Below are 19,099 nucleotides of genomic sequence, written 5' to 3'. Positions count from 1 at the left end.
GGTTCAGGTCCCGTCCGGCTCGGTGATCGTCGTCTGCAGGGCGCTCGGGTCGAATCCGTTGCAGGGGTTGTTGATCTGCGGGCAGTTGGACAGCAGCGCGAGGACGTCGGTCTCGGCGCGCAGCACGACTTTCAGGCCCGGAGCCGAGATGCCGTCGACGATGCCGAGGGTGCCGTCCGCCTCGACCGGCACGTTCATGTACCAGTTGATGTTGGACACCAGGTCGCGCTTGCCCAGGCCGTGCTTGCTGCCCTCGGCGAGGAAGTTCTCCACGCAGGCGTGCTGCGACCAGGTGTGGTGTCCGTAGCGGAGGATGTTGGACTCCTTGGAGCAGGCGCCGCCGACGGTGTCGTGCCGCCCGCAGGTGTCCTTTACGACGGTCATCAGCGGGGTGTGCTCGTTGGACAGCAGCACCGAGCCGGTGGTCAGGAAGATGTTGCCCTGGGCCTGGATGGTGTCGGGGGCGCTGTAGCGCACGAAGGTGTCGTGCGCGTCGTAGACGAGGAAGTCCGCGGCCTGGTTGCCGTACAGGTCGGTGATGGTCAGCAGCTGACCCCTGCGGACGACGGCGGACCAGGCGGCGCGGGCCGGGACGGTCTGGTCGGAGACGACGCGGCCCGCAAGGGCGGTGGCGGCGGTCATGCGATCCCCCTGGCGGTGAGGTGCTCGGCGGTGTTGAGGAAGGCGCGGCGACCCTCGGGCGTGAGGTCCCACAGGGCGTCGGCGGGGGTGGTCGGCCTGGCCCGGTACGCGAGGACCTCGAGGTGTCCGCAGATGTACGTGGGGCGCGGGTCCAGTGGGTGCGGGACGTTGACGATCAGCGCGGTCAGCGGCTGCTCGGCGCGCAGCGTGACGGACCTGCCAGAGCCCGCCGAGCCGGTGAACTCGGTGGTGCCGTCCGCGGTGATCCTGACGCCCTGGAAGAAGGAGACGGACGGCGGGATGTCCCGCGGGCCAAGGCCGTTCTTGAGGGCGGCGAGCTTGAACAGCTCACGCCCGGCCGGGGAGGCCGACTGAGGGGTTCCGTCCCCGTACCGCTCGGTGTTTCGGGCAAGGGTGGAGGTGCCGGTGAGGGCGTCGTGCCGGCCGGAGGTGTCCTCCGTGATGGAGGCGAGGACCCGGCCTTGGTCGGACAGCAGCAGGTGTCCCTCGCCGAGGTACGCGTTCCAGAGCACCTTGACCGTGTCGGCCGCGTTCAGCCGCTCCCAGGGACGGTCGGCGCTGTAGAGCAGGACGTGTGCGCACGCGTCGCCGGTGAGGTCGGTCAGCCGCAGCTCGGTGCCGCGCGCGAGGACCTTGTGGGTGTAGCTGCCGCCCGCCACGGTCTCGGCCCACACAAGGTCCTCGGAGACGATTCCCTCGGGGGGCGTCGGCCAACTGCTCGCGGGGAGTACGGGCATGGTGTCGGACTTCGTGCCCTGCTGGGCGCGGGCATGATCGCGGGCACCAAAGGCCGACGCTGTTGCTGAGGGTGTCGCCACGGCTGAACCTCCGGCTAGACGCTATTTCTGTCGTGTGACAGAAATTAAGTGCGGGGCGAGTCGGGGCCATTGCCCGTGCGTTTCGCGGTGGTAACCGGCAACTCACTCCGGCAGCTCGGCGCGCGGGGAGCTCGCGGGCCTGTGCGAGGATCACGGAGTGAGCCCGTCCACCAGCAGAAGAGTCGGCCGCCCACGCGCCCAGGAGCGTCCCGCCAGTGGGCTGGAGCCGCGCGAAGAGGTTCTGGCCGCGGCGGCCGAGCTGTTCACCACACACGGCTACACCGCGACCTCCACCCGGGCCGTCGCCGAGCGGACCGGTCTGCGCCAGGCGTCGCTGTACCACTACTTCGACGGCAAGGAAGCGATTCTCGCGGCACTCATCGAAGGGACCGTCCGCCCCTCGCTGGAGGTCGCGCGCCAGCTGGTGGCCCGTACCGAGGCAGCCGCCGAGGCGCGACTATGGGCTCTGTGCCAATGCGACGTCATGCTGCTGTGCCGCGGCCCGCACAACCTGGGGGCCCTCTACCTCCTGCCCGAGGTGCAGACGGAGCGCTTCGCCGTCTTCCACCAGGTCCGCGCCGAACTGAAGGCGGCCTACGGGCAGTTGCTGGCGGGCACGGAGCCGGGCGCGGCGCTCGGCGCACTAGAGCTCGCGCTGCGTACGGACCTCCTCTTCGGCCTCACTGAAAGCGTGATCCTCATCCGGCGCGCCGACCCCGCCCGCGACCCTCAGGCCCTCGCGGTGGCGACGGCCGACGCGGCACTGCGGATCGCGGGCGTGCCGCAGCGGTCCCTGGCACGACTGCGCCGCGAGGGGCAGCGGCTCCTCGCGGCGCGGGGGTGACGGCTGCTGCTCAGGACCGTGCGGCCGCGGGCTCCAGCTCGGTACGGGCCGCTTCGTCGAGTCCCCTCACGGTCCGGGCGCCCCCTCGGTACAGGTACACCGCGCCCGCCACGACCGTGGCACCGACGAACAGGATCGTGAACCACTGGAAGTACCAGTGGCCGCCTGCAGGGTCGTACACCGCGGCGCGCGGCCACGCCAGATTGACCGTCATGAACAGCCCGTACGCCAGCGCGAGCACGTTGACGGGCAGACCCCAGCGGCCGAGCGAGAACAGCGGCCTGCCGAGTTCGTCCCGCTCCCCGTCGGCCGACGGGGACCACTGGCCCTTCAGCCGCCGGACCAGCATCGGCCCGGTGACCATGGCGTAGGCCAGGTACAGCATCACGATGCAGGTCGTGCCGATGGCCAGGAAGGCGTCGGGGGAGACGAGGTTGAGCAGCAGCAGAAGGCCAGCCAGGAGGCCGACGACGACCGCCGGGGCGTTCGGCATCCCGGTGCGAGACGAGACCTTCGCCAACCGCTCGGCGCAGGGCAGCCTGCCATCACGCGCCATGGAGAAGATCATGCGGGAGGCCGAGGTCTGCACAGCGAGGGTGGCCACGCTGATCGCGACGGCCACGTCCGCGAGCAGCAGCCGGCCCACGCCATCGCCGAGGTCGCTGGTCAGGACGTAGCTGAGACCGTTCGTGGCGAGGTTGCTGTCGGTCAGGCTCGGCGCGGCCAGCAGCCCGCCGAGAACCAGCAGTCCGCCGAGCAGTCCGCCAGCGAGCAGCGCGGCGAGGATCGTACGCGGTGCAGTGCGCCGCGGATTGCGGGTCTCCTCGCTCATCTCGCCCGCGCTGTCGAAGCCGACCATGACGTACGCGGCGGTGACGGAACCGACCAGCAGCATGCTGATCAGGGGGCCGCCGGAGGCCCCGCCGGTGTGGAAGGTGATGCCGGGGTCCCGCTTGGAGTGCGTGAACAGCAGCAGGACGATCAAGGCGGCGCCGATGATCTCGCAGGTGACGCCGATGCTGTTGACGGCCGAGAGGACGCGGTTGTTGATGACGTTGATGAGGGTGGTCAGGGCCAGCAGGATCACGCCCAGGACCGCCGCGTTGGCTCCCCCGGTGGCAGAGAGCGGCGCCGGGTCGCCGCCGATGACCTGGAAGCCGGACCAGATAGGCGGCAGCACCATCTGCAGGGCCAGTGCCGCCGCCGCGACGACCACGATCTGCCCGATCACCATGATCCAGCCCGCGAACCAGCCGAAGACCGGAGTGCTCAGCCGGGTCGACCACTGGTAGATGGCCCCGGAAATCGGGTAGCCGGCGGCCAACTCGGCGAAGCACAGGGCCACCAGGAACTGCCCGCCCAGCACCACGGGCCAGGTCCAGAAGAAGACCGGGCCGCCGAGGGAGTATCCGACGGCGAAGAACTGGAAGACGGTCGTCAGGATCGACAGGAAGGAGAAGCCGGCTGCGAACGAGGCGTAACGGCCCATGGTCCGGTGGAGTTCCTGGCGATAGCCGAAGGTCTCCAGCGAGCCGTCGGCCGCCGTGTTCACGGGGGCGGACGGGGGGTCGGGGCGTACGTCGCTGGGAGCGGTGGCGGACATGGCAGTACCTGCTTTCGTCTGGGAGCTTTCGACGGTGAAGAGGGCGGGGCTGAGCGGCGGTCAGTCGGCGGGGGAGGACTGCCGCGCCTCCTGGCCGAAGGAGGACAGGGCGAGCGCGCTGCCCGGCAGGGAGATCTCGCCGTCGGCGACGCGCTGCCGGAGGTAGCGGAAGGTCTGGGCGGTCTGCGCGAACAGGTGCTCGCCGGCTACGAGTTCGCTGACTCCGGGGACCTCAGAGAAGCCCGGCAGCGGCGCGACCCGGGTGGCGTAGTCAACGGAGAAGAAGAGCGGGAAGGCGTACCGCTCCTCGCTGACCTTGCGCACCCGGTGGGTCGTGGCGGCGAATTCGCCGCCCGTCCACAGTTCGAGCATGTCGCCGATGTTGATGACGAAGGCGTCGCCCAGCGGCGGTGCGTCGATCCAGGTACCCGCGCCGTTCATGACCTCCAGCCCTGCAGCGGTGGGCCGCAGCAGGGTGAAGCACTCGTAGTCGGTGTGCGCGCCGATGCCCGGGCGGTCTTGGGGCGAACGGTCGTACGGATAGTGGATGAGCCGCAGTTGGCTCGGGGGCTTGGTGAGGTACCGGTCGAAGGCGTCCGGGGCGAGGCCGAGAGCGACCGAAAAGCCCTGGAAGAGGGTCCGCCCGAGGTCGAAGACCGCGTCGTACCAGCGGGTGACCGCTTCCTTGAAGCCGGGCAGATCGGGCCACTGGTTCGGGCCGAGGAGCGGGTTCCCGGCCAGGTAGTCCGGGTCGTCGGCGGGCAGGTCGATGGAGAGGTCGAAGGCTTCCTTGTGATCGGGAGAGCCGCCCGCGAAGACCTCCTCGCCCTTGGGCACATAACCGCGATGGTTGCGGGAGGCGCCGATCCAGCAGCGCATCTTGTCCTCGTAGGGCAGGGCGAAGAACTCCTTCGTCGTGCGCAGCAGGTCGTCGAAGAGGCCGTCCGGGATGCCATGGCCCGTGACGTACATGAACCCCACCTCGCGGGCTGCGCGACCAAGTGCATGCGCGACACGTCGCCGCGCCTGGAACGAGCCGTGCGACAGGGGCGAGACGTCCACGACGGGGATGCGGGTGAAGTCGCAGGGCGCGGTCAACTGTGGACTCCTTTCCAGGCATGGCCGGTGAGGGCGAAGACCGCGCCTTCGCCTGCGGTGACGGCGAAGACCCGGGTGCGGGGGGTCCCGCCGGGTCCGGTGTCCGCGATGGAAAGGCGCTCACCGGGGAGCAGGCGCGGAGCGAGCTCAGCACCGACGCGGTGGGGGAGTGTGGAGCACCGCACGGTCCAGCGGCCTGTGGCGATCCGTCCGAGGGAGACCTCCAGGTCGACCAGCAGGCGAGCCTGGGAGAGGTCCGCCGCACCGCGCACAAGGTCGGCGAGCGGGGCGCCGACAGGGACGGGTACGGCGCGGTCGCGCACGTAGCAGAACCAGCTTCCGGTGCGCACGAGCAGGCCCGCACGGCCGTCTTCCGGGTCGGTGAGATCGAGGGCGGCATGCGGTGGGCCCGACTCGGGCGCGGGGTGCCAGTGCTCCACGTACGGCGTGTGAAGCCCTTCCTCGATGAGGGCGGGACCCTGCCGGTGCAGTCGCCCGGAGTCGGGGAGCGCGACCGGGGCGAAGTCGAAGAAGCGGTCCCAGTGGTACGCGTCGTCGAGGCGGCGCAGCCGGCCGGCGAAGGCTTCCTGGGCGGTCAGATCGAGCAGTTGGGAGGCGCTGAGGTCGGCCAGACCCGTGATGCCGCGCGGCTGGGGGCGGCCGGCCGGCTGCCGAAGGTCGGCGTAGCGGGTGGGACCCTGCACCCAGGTGACCGAAGTGGTGGTGTCACGGCCGCCGCCCGCGTCGACGAGCAGCGAGCGGAACCACACGCCGCGGAGGTCAGCGAGGGCGGGAGCGGCGTCGGACATGCGGTCTCCGGCGGCTGGATTTCTATCGGGAGACAGAAATTAAGCGCCGGCTGTTTCCGTCCTATAACACCGCGGTATCCGGCGAGATCCGAAACCCTCACCCTTTCGGGCCGCGCATGCCGCGCAGCGATAGCAGCAGGTCGGGACGCTCGCCCTCGCGGCTGGTGATACAGGGCACGAGCCGGCTCGCGGCCGGGTCTGCTGCGCTGGCTGTGCTGGCGGTCATCGGATGGTTCCCATCGCGGTGAGTGTTGAACGGTGTCGTGAGGCGGCCGCCCCAGGCTCACCGGTTGGAGTAGCGAACCGTAGTGAACCTGTGGCAGAGTGCTGCGCGCACGCCCGGCGCCCAGGCGACGTCGGGCACCCTCCTCGGTCGGGTCTCGCGGCCTGGTCGACCAGCGTCCGGAGGGACGTGCCACGCGGGCTGGCGGCTCCTGTCGTTCAGTACCAGGGCACGAAGGCGATTGGCCCCCAAGGCTGAGCAACGCTCAGGCTCACTAAGAAGCCGTTGTCTTTCCGATCGTGACCGCTGCGTTTCCGCTGGTCAGGCATAGTCCGGTTCTCGTGCGGCAGTGATGGCATGTCGTGCTGTCTCCTCGGTGGAGGTGCCAAGTGCCGTCGGTGATGGGGTTGCTGGAGGAGCGGGAGCGTGCCGCCCGGCAGCGGGTGGAGGTTCTTCAGGCAGAGCTTCGGGAAGCGGAAGCCGCATTGGGGCGGTTCGTGATCGCCCGTGAGACGGTCGGGCAGGTCCTGGCGGAGCCGAGCGGAGGCGAGGACGCTGTGGTGACCGTGCGCGAGGAGCGGTCGGCACCGGTTGCGGGTGCGGTCGGTGCGGTGCCCGGCTCGGTGGTGCCGAGGTGGCGGGAAGGGCTCGACGCTGGCGTGCTGGCGTCGGACTATCGGCGGATCATGGCCATCGTGACCGAGCTGGTCGAGGAGGCGATGGACTGCCGGCAGCTCGCCGTGGCGCTCGGGCTGGAGCCGGTTCCGGCGAAGGTCGAGGGTGTGCGGTCGAAGGCCAAGCGCCTGGCAGCGCGGGGCTGGCTGGTCGAGGCGGTGCCCGGCAGGTTCAGTGTCGCCGCTGGGCCAGGCGGCGGCTCATGACCATGCTCATCGACCACAGAATCATCGCCTCCGCGCTGTCGGTGCGGGCCTCGTAGTCGCGGGCCAGGCGCCGTGAGCGCATCAGCCACGCGAACGTGCGCTCCATCGCCCAACCACACTGCGCTTATGGATAGTCAAGGCAGCGAGCGAACGCCGATAATCAGCCGTGAGGGCCTGCAGCGGTTGGCCGCTGTGGCCCGACGGTTGCGGGGCCGGCTGAGCGACGAGGGGAACGGGTCGTCATGCGCGACGACAGTGACGTCGGCCCCAGAGAAGGATTCCGGCGGTGCCGGATGGGCAGGTGTGGGCAGCACTGCCGGCGGTGAACCGGCAGGCGGTGGTGGGTCAGTTGGTGCGGCTGGCGAGCCGCGCGTTGTCGGCCGCCGGGACGGCGAGTGAGCGGGACCGGCGATGTCCTCGGTGATGCCGTGGGAGCGGCCTGGCAGCAAGATTGACGACCGTCACCTGCAGCGGCTCGCGGTGATCTACGTCCGTCAGTCCACGCGCCAGCAGCTCGTCGATCACCAGGAGTCGACGCGGTTGCAGTACGCCCTGGTGGACCGGGCGGTCGCGCTCGGCTGGCAGATGGACCGGGTCCTGGTGATCGACGAGGACCTGGGCAAGTCGGGGGCGAGTGCGGTGGCCCGGACCGGCTTCCAGCGTCTGGTCACCGAGATCGGGCTGGACCACGTCGGTCTCGTGCTGGGGATCGAGATGTCCCGCTTGGCCCGCTCCGGCAGGGACTGGTACCAGCTGATCGAGCTGTGTGCCCTGTCGGGTGCGGTGCTGGCGGACACCGACGGGGTCTACGACCCGGCCGAGTACAACGACAGGCTGTTGCTGGGGCTCAAGGGCACGATGAGCGAGGCCGAGCTCCACCTGATCAAGCAGCGGATGTGGAGCGGGCGCCTGAACAAGGCCCGCCGCGGCGAGCTGGCCTTCGCCCTGCCCAGCGGTTATGTCCGCCGCCCGTCCGGGGAGATCGCCCTCGATCCGGACGAGCAGGTGCAGACCGTGATCCGCATGATTTTCGTGCAGTTCGAGCGGCTCGGCACCTTGCACGCAGTACTTCGCTATCTCGTCGACCACGACATCCAGTTGGGCATCCGGCTGCGCGAGGGACCGGACAAGGGCACCCTGGAGTGGCGAAGGCCGAACCGGATGACGCTGCAGACCCTGCTGCATAATCCGGCCTATGCCGGGATCTATGCCTACGGGCGGCGCCGTGTCGACCCGCGCCGCCAGGATCCGGCACGGCCAAGCACCGGACGGGTCGTCCGCTCCCGGGACGGATGGCATGTGATGATCCCGAATGTCCTGCCCGCTTACATCACCGTCGCCCAGTTCGAGGCGAACGAGGCGAGATTGGCGGCCAACCGCGCCGTCGCCGAGGCCATGGGCGCGGTCCGGGGCGGGCCCGCGCTATCTGCCGGGCTGGTGCACTGCGGACGCTGCAACCGGCGCATGAGCGTGCGCTACCACACGCAGCACAGCAAGGCTCTGCCCGAGTATGTGTGCGCCCGGGACGTGACCAACTACGGCGCGCAGAAGAGCTGCCAGCTGCTCAACTCCGCCTGCGTGGACGCCTTCGTCGAGCAACAGGTCCTCGCGGCACTGACCCCCGCTGCCGTCGAGGTCTCCCTGCGCGCGGCCGACCAGGTCCTGGCCGAGCGAGCCGAGCTGGAACGGCTGTGGTCGCAACGGCTGGAACGCGCCGCGCACGTTGCCGACCGGGCCCGGCGCAGCCATCACCTCGCCGAACCGGAGAACCGCCTGGTCGTGCGCCAGTTGGAGAAGGAGTGGGAGGACGCACTCGCTGCACAGCAGCGGCTTAGCGAGGAGTACGACCGCTTCACTCGCAGCAGTCCGCACACCCTCACTCCGGCTGAGCGGCAGACCATCACCGCCCTGGCCTGCGACATCGAGGGTTTATGGCATGCGAACAGCACCACGACAGCGGACCGCAAAGAGATCATCCGCGCGGTCGTCGACAAGGTCGTCGTCACCGTGCTCGGCGCCAGCGAGCAGGTGAAGGTCACGATCGTCTGGGCCGGCGGGACCACCACGGCTCAAGAAGTCACTCGCCCGGTCCAGCGGCTGGAACAGCTCAGCTACTACCCACAACTGACCGATCGGATCCGCGAACTCGCAGGCCAGGGCATCGGCGCGACTGGGATCGCCGACCGCCTGGAAGCCGAGGGCTTCCGGCCCGCGAAGGGCGGCAAGCGTATCTCCGCGGCCACCGTCCGCGACCTCATGCGCCGCCTCGCCTGCCCCGCGGGCCGTGTCCACCGGCATCGCCCCGCACCACCTGGGGAGGAGCCCGGCCCGGACGAGTGGTGGCTCAAGCACCTGGCCGCCGAGTTGGAGATGACGACCTCCACTCTCTACGCCTGGATCGACCGCGGCTGGATCACTGTCCGACGCGAGAGCTGCTGGCCCCACCGGCTCATCGCCCACGCCGACCAGCGAGAACTCGCCGAACTCCGCGAACGCCGCACCCGTCCGCCTGGCTGGTACAGCCGCCGCATCTGGACCGAGACCGCCGAGACGGCAGAGCAACAGACTCCATGAGTGCACTGTGCTTGACGGATCTCCACCAGCCACCTCTTGGGCAGCACGGTGAACCCCGAGGCGTCGTCACTGCGCTTGACCACCGTCAGCGCGATCTGCCAGAGGCTGCGGGCGACGTCGACCAAGTGCCCGGTGTATCCGCCGTCGGCCCACACCCGCGTGATCCGCCAGTGCCGCTCGCGTAGCCGGGCCAGCAGACTGCGGCCTGCCTCCCGGTCGGTGACCGACGCCGCCGTGACCACCACGGCCAGCAGCAGCCCGAGGGTGTCCACCACGATGTGCCGCTTGCGGCCGTTGACCTTCTTCCCGCCGTCGAAGCCCCGGGTTGCGGCCGGCACCGACGCTGCCCCCTTCACCGACTGTGCGTCGATGACCGCCGCCGTCGGCTCCGCATCCCGTCCCTCGGCCTCGCGGACCCGGTCGCGCAGCCGATCGTGCAACTCACTGATCAGGCCCTTGTCCCGCCAACGCCGCCAGAAGGCGTAGACACGGTCCCACGCGGGAAAGTCGCTCGGCATCGCCCGCCATGTGATGCCGCCGGCCACCAGGTAGCGGATGGCGTCGACCATCTGCCGGTGGCAGTAGCCCTCCGGCTGCCCACCCCTTCCCTCCAGCCAGCCCGGCACCGGCAGCACCTCACGGACCTTGGCCCACTCTGCGTCCGTCATGTCCGACGGATACCTCGGCAGCCTGTCCGGACGATCCTCCGCGTTGCCGTACACGTGCGCGAGGCAATCACACGACCGGGCAACCGAGTTGGACGACGAGGACACCGGAACGGAAGACTGCAGCACAGGGCCTCCTGGCACTCGAAGGACTTCAGCAATCCCGAGCTGGCCAGGAGGCCCTGCCTTCATACCTGCTGTGATCCAAGATCACCCAACCGAGTCACCGCACTCGAACCGGTGATCACCATGATCGATAGAGCAACGGCTTCTAAGCCTTGATCCACCGACGTGGCCTGGACTGGATCTTCTGACCGGTTTTTGAGCGGGTTTCGGGTCGGCGTCTGTGTCTGGGCAGGTGGTATCCGCTGGTCTGCCCAGCTTTTCCACGTTTCGGTTCCGGTCGTGCCCTGGCGGGCGGGGTGGGCAGGGGCTGTCAAGCGGGTTCGGGCGGCGCGTGGACGGTGTCGAACAGCTGCGTCCAGGCATGCCGCCAGGGCCGGTTGCGGGGCAGGTGCAGGGTGAGGCGCCGGGCGGAGCGGGCGATCCTGGCGGGGACGTGGACGAGGTGGGCGCGGAGGGTGGCGGTGGTGGCTTTGGCGTGGAAGGCGGAGGCCAGGGCGCCTGCGGCCCGCAGCAGGTTGTAGGCCATCGCCCACAGAGTGAGCCAGGCGGCGTTGGCGTGGAAGTGTCCCGAGGGCAGGTGGGCCAGGGCGGAGGCTTTGCTGTCCGCGATGACCTGCTCGACGACGGCGTGGTGGCGGTGTTCCCGCTCGGCCTGGAGGGTGGGGGCGGGGTTGTCGGTGAAGAACGGGTGGTAGCGCCAGGCGGGGAAGAGTTCGCCCTGCTCGCCCAGGGTGGCGGGTTTGGCCAGGTCACGCACCCGGCGCACGATCAGCCGGGCGGTGACCCGGTCTGCTTTCTTCCGGCCGGCGAACGCGGTGTAGGCGGGCATCTCGGCGACTTCGGCGTCCGAGATGAGCTCGCCGGTCTCGGGGTCGGGCACTGCGGTGGGATAGGTGATCTGCTGCCAGGCGGTGTCGGGGATGGCGGCGATGGCCCGTTTGATGGAGGGGTTCATGCCGGTGGTGAGGGAAAAACGGGCGCCGGCCCGGCGGCAGGCGGCGATGACACCGGCGTTGTAGAACTGCGAGTCGGCGCGCAGGATGCGCAGGCCGGTGCAGCCGGCCTCGTGGGCAGTGGCCAGTGCCTCGCTGACGAATTTCGGGGCGCCGCGGGAGTCGGCTGCCTTGCCGCGGCGCATCCGCACGGTGGCGATCACCGGCCGGGAGGTGGGGGTGCAGATCGTGGCGAGCAGGGGGTGCAGAGTGCGGATGCCCTTGAACCGGCCGTACTCGGCACCCTGCTTGGTGCGGCCGTAAACGCGTTTGTGAGTGGAGTCGACATCGATGAACGCCTTCTCGCCGGAACCAGGCAGCAGCGGGGTGTGCGCGGCCAGCGCGACCAGGAACTGGCGGTGCACCGCGTGTAGTTGGAGGGCATGGCCGTGGGTGAACGCGCGCAGGAACGTGCCCAAGGTGGACGGGGCACGGACCTGTCGGAATACGGCTGGCATCGCACCGTGGCGCAGTATGCGCAGGTCGTCGATGCTGTCCGCCCCTGCGGCCATGCCACCCACGATGCTGGTGACCTTGGCGTCTGCCCCGGCGCCCGCGCCATTCTTCGCCCCGCTCAGCTTCACCTTCTGCGACGTCAGACGGGCGAGCCCGCACCGCTCGGCCAGCCGCATCACCGGAATCAGGCCGGCATGCGCGATCAGGTTCGGGTCGTCGAACGCAGCGGAGACCGCCGCCGGCGTATGGGAAACTTGCATCTCGGAAGTGCCTTGCTGATCGTGCGTGCTGGAAGCCTCAAGAACTCCCATCATCGCAGGTCACAAGGCACTTCCTCGTTTCCTCAAACGTTATCCACAAGGCATCGGTCGGTGGATCAAGGCTAAGCCAATCAGAGACGCTCGACCCGTTCAGGGGGCGGCAGCCTGGCGGGCGTACGTGGCCCCCCGGCGAGACACTCTCGGCGGGATGGCCAACGTGGCTGTGCTCCAGCCTTCGGTGAGGCGGGTGCTGGTGCGGCCCTGACCCGAAGCGGCCACCATGGGCCCCGGCCCGTATTCACCGGGCGCGGTGGGTTTTCATCACCCGCGGCGCACGGTATGGGCGCACCGCGTGTGGATGCGGCCTGCGCAGGCGGCTCCGCCGGAGGGACTGACCTGCCCGTACGAAACCGAGTCCTCGCGATCTCTGATCGGCCTGTCGCAGGCCAGACACATCTCCACGCCGGTCAGCGCCTCGTAGTGGTCGCACAAGGCCGTAAGGGAGCGCGCCAGCCTCCGGGCGTACGCCACGGCCTGGTCCGGCCCGTCACCAACCGTGGCCCGCAGCTTGACGCGGGACTCGCCGATGCAGGCGAGTGCGCAGTGCCGGGGCACGTCATCCTCCGGCAGCCTCACGAACGGGCGACACCACATCATCAGGAACGGGACTTAACGACCTCTGAACAGACGAACTTGACAGGGAACACCGCCGGCCGGCGCATCTGGTACCTGGTCGACGTCGAGCGCCGCACGGTGTGGATCGACCAGGCATCCACTGCCCACCCCAAGACCACCGACCGATTGGCCCGTGTGTTCCGTAAGACTGGGCGGGGCGGGCTGCCGTCGGTCAACTACCTGATCACCTTGCTGGGCTGGCGCAACACCTACACCCACCAGAACCCCGGCCTGGTCTCGTCGATGCTGGAGACCGAGGACGGTTTCGTACACGTCTACACCCCGGCGGACGCGATGCGGGCCGCCGCCGTCCTCGCGGTGATGGTGGCCGGGCACGACCGCGTGAACTTCTTGATCACCGACAAGCACCCGGGTCCCTCGTTCCCGCCGGACCCGTTCCGCGACGAGCTCACCGACGGCGCCGCCGTCTGGCCCCACCTGAGCCACCACGGCCGCCCGGACCTCGTCCTCGCCTCGGCCGGCGACATCCCAGCCCGCGAGCTGTCCGCCGTCAGGCTGCTGCGCGAGTCGAACCCCGAGATCAAGATCCGCTATCTGCATGTCAACGACCTCGCGGCCCTCGGTCCGGCCCCGCGCTGGCCCTACGCTCTTCCTGAGAAGACCTTCACCCGCATGTTCGGTACTGACACCCCCGTCCTGATGGCCGTCCCCACCCATCCCGGCACCGTCCGCGCGTTGCTGGCCGCTCGTGGCGAGACGAGCCGGTTCCACGTCGTCGGCTACCGGGAACCCGCTCGCCCCACCACCCCGGAGGGCCTGCTGGAGCACTGCGGCCTCTCGGCCGCCGCCCTCTCCGCCCAGGCCGCCCTCATGATCAAGGAGCACAGCGGATGACAACCCTCGATACGGCATCCCCGCCCGACCCGAAGGTCCTGAGCGCCTTCGAACGCGAAGGCTTCGTCATCCTGCGCGACGTGATCACGCCCGACTGGCGCGAACAGGCCGCGCTCGCGGCGATGCGGCTGCCGGCCACCCACCGCATCCTCGGGAGGGACCGCAGCGTCGACGGCAAGGACGGCTTCCACGGCATCGTCGCGATGGATGACGTCTTCCTGCCGCTGGTCACCAACCCGAAGGTGCTGCCCACCCTCGTCGCGCTGCTGAGCGCGAACCTGCAGTTGATGTCCAGCAACCTGATCTACATGCCGTCCATCCCGCCCGGCGGCACGCGCACCATCCGCGTCCCCGAGCGACACGGCTGGCACCGCGACATGAGCTCCACCAACCGCGACCTCGGCACCAGGTTGTCCCGCGACTGTCGATCAAGGCCGCCTACTTCCTCAGCGACCTCACCCCCGACGCCGGCGTCACCATGATCCTTCCGGGCAGCCACAGCGACACCGGGCCCGTCACCGTCCCGGCCGGAGCCATCGACCCGCCCGGCGCAATCACCCCCGACATCGGCCCTTGCGATGCGCTGCTGTTCGAGAACCGCACCTGGCACGCGGGCGGCCTGAACACCTCCGGTCACCCCCGCCTCGCCGTGATGATGCAATACGGCTACCGCTGGCTCGCCCCCGTCGACGACCCCGCCCCCCACCTGCTGGACCGCGAGGACCTGACCGACATCGAGCGGCAGTTGCTCGGCCGACCGGACCGTCACCCCGACGGCTCCGTCGCACACGAAGGCGCCCGAGCCGCGCCCCTGCGCACCTGGTGGCAGCACCTCAACCCGGCCCCGGCTCGTTCTTCGGGATGACACCGCACCCGGCCAACTGGACGCGAAAGACTGAAGAGATGACCTCCTACACGCCTGACGAGCTGTTCACCTCCACCGCCCCCTACTACGCCCGTTTCCGGCCCGGCTACGACCAAGCCTTCTACGACATGCTGGCCGCACGCTTCGCCCTGGACGGCACTCAGCGCGTCCTGGACCTGGGCACCGGCACCGGCGTGCTCGCGCTCCCCCTCGCCAGGCTCGTCGGCCACGTCACCGCCGTCGACCCCGAGCCCGGCATGCTCGACGAGGGCCGCAAGCTCGCCGCCGAGCAGGGCATCACCAACATCGACTGGCGCCAAGGCGACTCCACCGCCCTGCTCAGCATGGGCCTCGAACCGGTGCTGCTGACTGCGATGGGCGCGGCCTTCCACTGGATGGATCGCGATCAGACCCTGCGCGACCTCGACCGGCTCATCGAGCCGAACGGGGCCGTCGTCCTCGCCTCCGGCGGCGCCCCCGGCGACCTTTGTTGACGCTCCCGCAAAACTAACCCCGTAGCGATCCCGCACTATTGACCCCCTTGATCACTCTTGGAGGGTGCTGAAGGTGGAGGACTGGGCAGAGATACGCCGTCTGCATCGCGCGGAGGGTGTGCCCATCAAGGAGATCTCACGGCGGCTGGGGGTGGCCCGGAACACGGTCTTGGCCGCGTTGAACTCGGACCGGCCGCCGGTGTTCCAGCGGGCTCCGCGGGGGCAGGTCGCGGACGCTTACGAGCCGCAGATGCGGGCTCTGTTGCAGGAATGGCCGAGGATGCCGGCGCCGGTGATCGCCGAGCGGATCGGCTGGCCGTACTCGCTGCCGCCGCTGCGGAAGCGGCTCGCGCTGATCCGGCCCGAGTACGTCGGGATTGATCCGGTGGACCGGGTGACCTACCAGCCTGGCGAGGTCGCCCAGTGCGACCTGTGGTTCCCGGAGATGAGGGTGCCTGTCGGGGCCGGTCAGCAGCGGGTGCTGCCGGTGCTGGTGATGACCTGCGGTTTCTCGCGGTTCCTGTCCGCGGTGATGATCCCGTCCCGGCAGGCCGGGGACATCTTGTCGGGCATGTGGTCGCTGATCCACGGGATCGGCCGAGTGCCGAAGACGCTGGTCTGGGACCGGGAGGCTGCGATCGGCGGGACGGGGAAGGTGACCGCCCCGGCGGCGGCCTTCGCCGGCACCCTGGCGACCAGGATCAGGCTCGCCCCGCCCCGCGACCCTGAGTTCAAGGGTCTGGTCGAACGGAACAACCAGTACCTGGAGTCCTCGTTCCTGCCGGGCCGCCTGTTCGCATCTCCGGCGGACTTCAACCGGCAGCTGGAGGACTGGCTTACCAGGGCGAATGCGCGGACCGTCCGCGCGATCCAGGGTCGGCCGGTCGACCTGCTGGAGACCGACTACCAAGCAATGGTCCCGCTGCCGCCGGTCGTCCCGCCGATCGGCCTGAGCTCCCGGATCCGGCTCGGCCGGGACTACTACGTCCGCGTCGACGCCGTCGACTACTCGGTCGACCCGCAGGTCATCGGCCGGTTCGTCGACGTCACCGCGTCTCCGGAGACGGTGACCGTGTTCTGTGACGGGAAGGTCGTCGCCCGGCACGAGCGGTCCTGGGCCAAACAGCAGGTCATCACCGATCCGGTCCATGCGGCCACCGCCGCGAAGATGCGCGAGGCGCTCACGCTGGACCGCCAACGACGCCAGGCAGCCGTCCGCCATCACACCGACGGGCACCCTGTCGCATTGCGGGCCCTGCCCGACTACGACGCCCTGTTCGGCGTCGACTTCAATCCGCCGTCCACGAAAGCGAAGTGACACGTGAGTACAGCCACGAAGCCCAAGCCGGCCGCCGCGGCGAGCGGGCCGAAGGACGGCATGCCGTCGATGCTGTCCTATCTGACCCGGGTGCTGAAGATGCCGACCATCGGCGCCTTCTGGGAGGAGCTGGCCGACCAGGCCCGCGACCAGAACTGGTCCCACGAGGAGTATCTGGCGGCCCTGCTGCAGCGGCAGGTCGCCGATCGGGAGTCCAAGGGCACCACGATGCGGATCCGCACGGCCCACTTTCCGCAGGTCAAGACGCTGGAGGACTTCAATCTCGACCACCTGCCGTCGCTCAGGCGGGACGTTCTCGCGCACCTGGCGACGGGGACGTTCGTCGCGAAGGCCGACAATGTGATCCTGCTCGGGCCGCCCGGGATCGGGAAGACGCACCTGGCCATCGGGCTCGGCGTCAAGGCCGCTCATGCCGGCTACTCGGTCCTGTTCGACACCGCGAGCAACTGGATCGCCCGCCTTGCCGCGGCCCACCAGGCCGGCCGGCTCGAAGCGGAGCTGAAGAAGATCCGCCGCTACAAGTTGATCATCATCGACGAGGTGGGCTACATCCCGTTCGATCAGGACGCCGCGAACCTGTTCTTCCAGCTCATCGCGTCGCGCTACGAACAGGGCTCCGTAATGGTCACCTCGAACCTGCCCTTCGGACGCTGGGGAGAGACCTTCTCCGACGACGTCGTCGCCGCTGCGATGATCGACCGCCTAGTCCACCATGCCGAGGTTCTCACTCTCACCGGAGACTCCTACCGGACCCGCCAGCGACGCGAGTTGCTGGCCAAGGAGAACCGCGCTCACCACGGCTGAACTACCAGTCCATATCCCGGGCGACTTCGCTCTGAGCCACCGCGATGTCCTTGGCGGTCGCCCCGGTCACATCGGCGTCCGCGGCCCACTCCAGCCGTGACAGCAGATCGGCCAGGGCCTGCTTCTGGGCAGGATGGGTGACTGGCACCGAGTCGAGATCCGTGGTCATCAGCCAGTCGAACAGGACGATGGCGTCCGCACGCCACAGGCGCACCGACACGGTCGGCAGATCATCTTCCATGCGCCCATGATGCCGGGCAAACCGAGCTGCTTGACCCAACCGCACGACCCCGGGGGTCAATTCTGCGGGACTGGTGGGTGTTCAGTTCTGCGAGAGCGTTGACAACCTTGAGCCCGCCCCCTGGCTCCAGGTCATTGCCGATGTCCGCACCCGCTACCTCGGGCCCGAGCGCCGAGCCGGGTCGGGCACCTATTCCCACCCCAAGGAACGCCACCAGGACGTGCTGGCTCGGTCCCCGTTCTCCAACGTCGAAACCGCACGCTGGGACCGCACCGTCACCCGCACCCTCGACGAAGTCGTCGGCCTGCAGTTCTCCTACAGCTACTCCAGCCCCGCCCAACTCGGCGACCACAAGGACGCCTTCGAACGCGACCTGCGCCAGGCGCTCAGCGAGTTCAACCCCGACGGCGTCTTCGACGAAGTCGCACGCACCGAAGCCATCATCGCCATCCGCCCCTGACGACCTGCGCGTTGCCGCACGGATCGTGTCCGTGGTCCGGGGATACGGGGGCGGTTTTCCTCGCTCTCTCGGTCGCCGGGTCGGGCCTGGGCGGTCCGATGCCCGTGCACATCGCTCTGGTGTGCACGGGGCGGTGTCTTGGGTGGGGTGGGTGGCGCCGCGGGGGCGTCGGCGGCCCTTATAGGCCGGGGAGGATCTTGGTGGGTTGGCCGGTGTGCTTGGCGATCGTTTCGAAGTCGGCGTCGCGGTGCAGCAGGATCAGGTTCGACAGTTCGGCCGTGGCGGCGACCAGTAGGTCGACGGTGCCGGGGCCGCGGTGCTCGCCGTGGTTGGTGAGCAGCTGCTGGACCTCGCGGGCGCGCTGGTAGATGCCATCGGGGATCGGCACCCACGTGTACGCGGCGGCGAGGAGGGTGAGGATGGCGGAGCGGTCGGCCGCGGTGCGGGCGGAGTAGCAGAACTCCAGCTCGGTGATGTCGCAGACGCCGACCAGGCCGGCGTCGATGGCCTGGTTGAAGCCGTACTCGTCCTGGATGTCTGGGATCAGGCGCGCCAGGGCGGAGGTATCGGCGAGGTAGTTCACGCCGCGTCCCGCCCCGTTCGGTCGCGGTGCTTATCGCCGGGCTTGGGCCGGTAGTTCTTCTTGTCCAGCAGCAGGTCGAGGTCCACCGCGCCGTCGGCGGCCAATCGGGCGAGCTCCGTGCGGGCCTTGGCCCGGTTGATGCGCGTGGCCGCTTCGGACAGGGCGCGGTTGACGGTGTCCTTCTTGGTCTTGGTGCCGAATGCCTGCTGAGCAGCGGCGAGGGCCTCTTCGTCGATGTCGATGAGCATCTTGGTCATGGCAACCCTCTTTCATCTATACGTAACTCTATCACGTATATATCGCGGGTGTGCCCCGGGCGCCCCGCGCACCCGACCGCCTCGTTGCGACTCGTAGCGCTTCAAAGCTCACCCCGGAAGCCGGTCATCATGAGTCCCTTCGTTAACTCGTCCGGCGGTCTCGCGGCTACCCCCGCTCTGCGCCGGCCTTTGCCCGCGGTGCGCTTGAGGGAGCCCGTCACAGAGATGACCGACTTGAAGGCTCCCCTCCCTGGAGGGAGGGGATTCTCCACCCTCCAGGGCTGAGCGGGGATGTACGGCTCAGGCCGCCTCTTGGTCCAGCGGACCAGGAGGTCTTACGCCCTCGACACCGTCCGGGTTCCAACCTGCCCGGACCAGCATCACGCGGGCGGAGTTCTTGTCCCTGGGGGAGACGGCTCCGCACACGGTGCAGGCATAGGTTCTCATCGAGAGAGGGAGTGCGTGCTTGGTTCTCGCTCCGCACTGCGCGCAGTCCATCGTGGTGTGCGCCGGG

At 69.2% G+C, this 19,099-nt stretch carries 22 protein-coding genes and 1 pseudogene; 10 read left to right on the top strand and 13 right to left on the bottom strand.

Annotation, left to right across the window (positions count from 1 at the left end; all coding sequences use genetic code 11):
• Window positions 1-3: 3 nt before the first annotated feature.
• Complete coding sequence (locus ABZ904_RS35300) at window positions 4-642, bottom strand: urea amidolyase associated protein UAAP2 (protein WP_359407639.1); 639 nt, start codon at window positions 640-642, stop codon at window positions 4-6.
• Window positions 639-1,400, bottom strand: a complete 762-nt coding sequence (locus tag ABZ904_RS35295; RefSeq protein ID WP_361828039.1) for an urea amidolyase associated protein UAAP1 — start codon at window positions 1,398-1,400, stop codon at window positions 639-641. Before ABZ904_RS35295 ends, ABZ904_RS35300 begins: the two co-directional genes overlap by 4 nt.
• A gap of 238 nt (window positions 1,401-1,638) precedes the next feature.
• Between ABZ904_RS35295 and ABZ904_RS35290 the strand changes: the two genes are divergently transcribed.
• Entirely contained in the window at window positions 1,639-2,325 is a 687-nt protein-coding gene (locus ABZ904_RS35290) for a helix-turn-helix domain-containing protein (protein ID WP_361004011.1), read from the top strand.
• A 10-nt stretch (window positions 2,326-2,335) separates the two neighbouring features.
• Here the strand turns inward: ABZ904_RS35290 and ABZ904_RS35285 are convergent, their stop codons facing one another.
• The 3 genes from ABZ904_RS35285 to ABZ904_RS35275 are packed head-to-tail and all read right to left on the bottom strand — an operon-like array spanning window position 2,336 to window position 5,835.
• Window positions 2,336-3,928, bottom strand: a complete 1,593-nt coding sequence (locus ABZ904_RS35285) for an amino acid permease (protein ID WP_361828036.1) — start codon at window positions 3,926-3,928, stop codon at window positions 2,336-2,338.
• A gap of 60 nt (window positions 3,929-3,988) precedes the next feature.
• Complete coding sequence (locus ABZ904_RS35280) at window positions 3,989-5,026, bottom strand: 2-oxoglutarate and iron-dependent oxygenase domain-containing protein (protein WP_361828033.1); 1,038 nt, start codon at window positions 5,024-5,026, stop codon at window positions 3,989-3,991.
• A complete protein-coding gene (locus ABZ904_RS35275) occupies window positions 5,023-5,835 on the bottom strand; it encodes a hypothetical protein (RefSeq protein ID WP_361828030.1) in 813 nt (270 codons plus the stop codon). Before ABZ904_RS35275 ends, ABZ904_RS35280 begins: the two co-directional genes overlap by 4 nt.
• A gap of 612 nt (window positions 5,836-6,447) precedes the next feature.
• Between ABZ904_RS35275 and ABZ904_RS35270 the strand changes: the two genes are divergently transcribed.
• A complete protein-coding gene (locus tag ABZ904_RS35270; protein ID WP_361828027.1) occupies window positions 6,448-6,939 on the top strand; it encodes a hypothetical protein in 492 nt (163 codons plus the stop codon).
• Here ABZ904_RS35270 and ABZ904_RS35265 read toward each other — a convergent pair.
• The gene (locus ABZ904_RS35265) at window positions 6,905-7,045 is read right to left on the bottom strand and encodes a hypothetical protein (RefSeq protein WP_361828024.1); all 141 of its coding nucleotides are present in this window, start codon (window positions 7,043-7,045) and stop codon (window positions 6,905-6,907) included. The genes ABZ904_RS35270 and ABZ904_RS35265 overlap by 35 nt on opposite strands.
• 305 nt (window positions 7,046-7,350) lie before the next feature.
• Between ABZ904_RS35265 and ABZ904_RS35260 the strand changes: the two are divergent.
• A pseudogene (locus ABZ904_RS35260) lies at window positions 7,351-8,532 on the top strand (recombinase family protein); the annotation flags it as partial.
• A gap of 794 nt (window positions 8,533-9,326) precedes the next feature.
• Here ABZ904_RS35260 and ABZ904_RS35255 read toward each other — a convergent pair.
• The 3 genes from ABZ904_RS35255 to ABZ904_RS35245 form a co-directional block, all read right to left on the bottom strand.
• The gene (locus ABZ904_RS35255; RefSeq protein ID WP_361828021.1) at window positions 9,327-10,181 is read right to left on the bottom strand and encodes an IS5 family transposase; all 855 of its coding nucleotides are present in this window, start codon (window positions 10,179-10,181) and stop codon (window positions 9,327-9,329) included.
• Between the two features lie 433 nt (window positions 10,182-10,614).
• The gene (locus tag ABZ904_RS35250) at window positions 10,615-12,012 is read right to left on the bottom strand and encodes an IS1380 family transposase (RefSeq protein ID WP_361828018.1); all 1,398 of its coding nucleotides are present in this window, start codon (window positions 12,010-12,012) and stop codon (window positions 10,615-10,617) included.
• A 321-nt stretch (window positions 12,013-12,333) separates the two neighbouring features.
• Window positions 12,334-12,648 (bottom strand): DUF6415 family natural product biosynthesis protein, encoded by a 315-nt coding sequence (locus tag ABZ904_RS35245; RefSeq protein WP_361828015.1) that lies wholly within the window; start codon window positions 12,646-12,648, stop codon window positions 12,334-12,336.
• A gap of 57 nt (window positions 12,649-12,705) precedes the next feature.
• On the opposite strand from ABZ904_RS35245, the gene ABZ904_RS35240 reads away from it, so the two are divergent.
• The 6 genes from ABZ904_RS35240 (at window position 12,706) to istB (ending at window position 17,044) form a co-directional block, all read left to right on the top strand.
• Window positions 12,706-13,542 (top strand): hypothetical protein, encoded by an 837-nt coding sequence (locus ABZ904_RS35240; protein WP_361828012.1) that lies wholly within the window; start codon window positions 12,706-12,708, stop codon window positions 13,540-13,542.
• The gene (locus ABZ904_RS35235; RefSeq protein WP_361828009.1) at window positions 13,539-14,024 is read left to right on the top strand and encodes a hypothetical protein; all 486 of its coding nucleotides are present in this window, start codon (window positions 13,539-13,541) and stop codon (window positions 14,022-14,024) included. Before ABZ904_RS35240 ends, ABZ904_RS35235 begins: the two co-directional genes overlap by 4 nt.
• The gene (locus ABZ904_RS35230) at window positions 13,907-14,407 is read left to right on the top strand and encodes a phytanoyl-CoA dioxygenase family protein (RefSeq protein ID WP_361828090.1); all 501 of its coding nucleotides are present in this window, start codon (window positions 13,907-13,909) and stop codon (window positions 14,405-14,407) included. The genes ABZ904_RS35235 and ABZ904_RS35230 overlap by 118 nt, the downstream gene beginning before the upstream one ends.
• 38 nt (window positions 14,408-14,445) lie before the next feature.
• Complete coding sequence (locus ABZ904_RS35225; RefSeq protein WP_361828006.1) at window positions 14,446-14,901, top strand: class I SAM-dependent methyltransferase; 456 nt, start codon at window positions 14,446-14,448, stop codon at window positions 14,899-14,901.
• A 64-nt stretch (window positions 14,902-14,965) separates the two neighbouring features.
• Window positions 14,966-16,219, top strand: coding sequence for an IS21 family transposase (istA, locus tag ABZ904_RS35220; RefSeq protein WP_361828003.1), 1,254 nt, complete (start codon window positions 14,966-14,968; stop codon window positions 16,217-16,219).
• Between the two features lie 3 nt (window positions 16,220-16,222).
• Window positions 16,223-17,044, top strand: a complete 822-nt coding sequence (istB, locus tag ABZ904_RS35215) for an IS21-like element helper ATPase IstB (RefSeq protein ID WP_361006047.1) — start codon at window positions 16,223-16,225, stop codon at window positions 17,042-17,044.
• 1 nt (window position 17,045) lies between these two features.
• Here the strand turns inward: istB and ABZ904_RS35210 are convergent, their stop codons facing one another.
• Window positions 17,046-17,285 (bottom strand): hypothetical protein, encoded by a 240-nt coding sequence (locus ABZ904_RS35210; RefSeq protein ID WP_361828000.1) that lies wholly within the window; start codon window positions 17,283-17,285, stop codon window positions 17,046-17,048.
• 73 nt (window positions 17,286-17,358) lie between these two features.
• Here ABZ904_RS35210 and ABZ904_RS35205 point away from each other — a divergent pair, with 73 nt between their 5' ends.
• Window positions 17,359-17,745 carry a hypothetical protein gene (locus ABZ904_RS35205; protein WP_361827997.1) on the top strand — a complete coding sequence of 129 codons (387 nt, stop codon included), beginning with the start codon at window positions 17,359-17,361 and terminating at the stop codon, window positions 17,743-17,745.
• Between the two features lie 178 nt (window positions 17,746-17,923).
• Here the strand turns inward: ABZ904_RS35205 and ABZ904_RS35200 are convergent, their stop codons facing one another.
• The 3 genes from ABZ904_RS35200 to ABZ904_RS35190 form a co-directional block, all read right to left on the bottom strand.
• Window positions 17,924-18,328: a PIN domain nuclease gene (locus ABZ904_RS35200; protein ID WP_329512225.1), complete on the bottom strand. Its 405-nt coding sequence runs from the start codon at window positions 18,326-18,328 to the stop codon at window positions 17,924-17,926.
• Window positions 18,325-18,585, bottom strand: coding sequence for a type II toxin-antitoxin system VapB family antitoxin (locus tag ABZ904_RS35195; RefSeq protein ID WP_359407616.1), 261 nt, complete (start codon window positions 18,583-18,585; stop codon window positions 18,325-18,327). The genes ABZ904_RS35200 and ABZ904_RS35195 overlap by 4 nt, the downstream gene beginning before the upstream one ends.
• Window positions 18,586-18,885: 300 nt before the next feature.
• On the bottom strand, window positions 18,886-19,099 hold a 214-nt coding region (locus ABZ904_RS35190), incomplete at its 5' end, for a zinc ribbon domain-containing protein (protein ID WP_361827993.1).

This window comes from Streptomyces sp. NPDC046900 (assembly GCF_040644975.1).
GTDB lineage: Bacteria > Actinomycetota > Actinomycetes > Streptomycetales > Streptomycetaceae > Streptomyces.
This window is presented reverse-complemented; position numbering and strand designations above follow the sequence as displayed.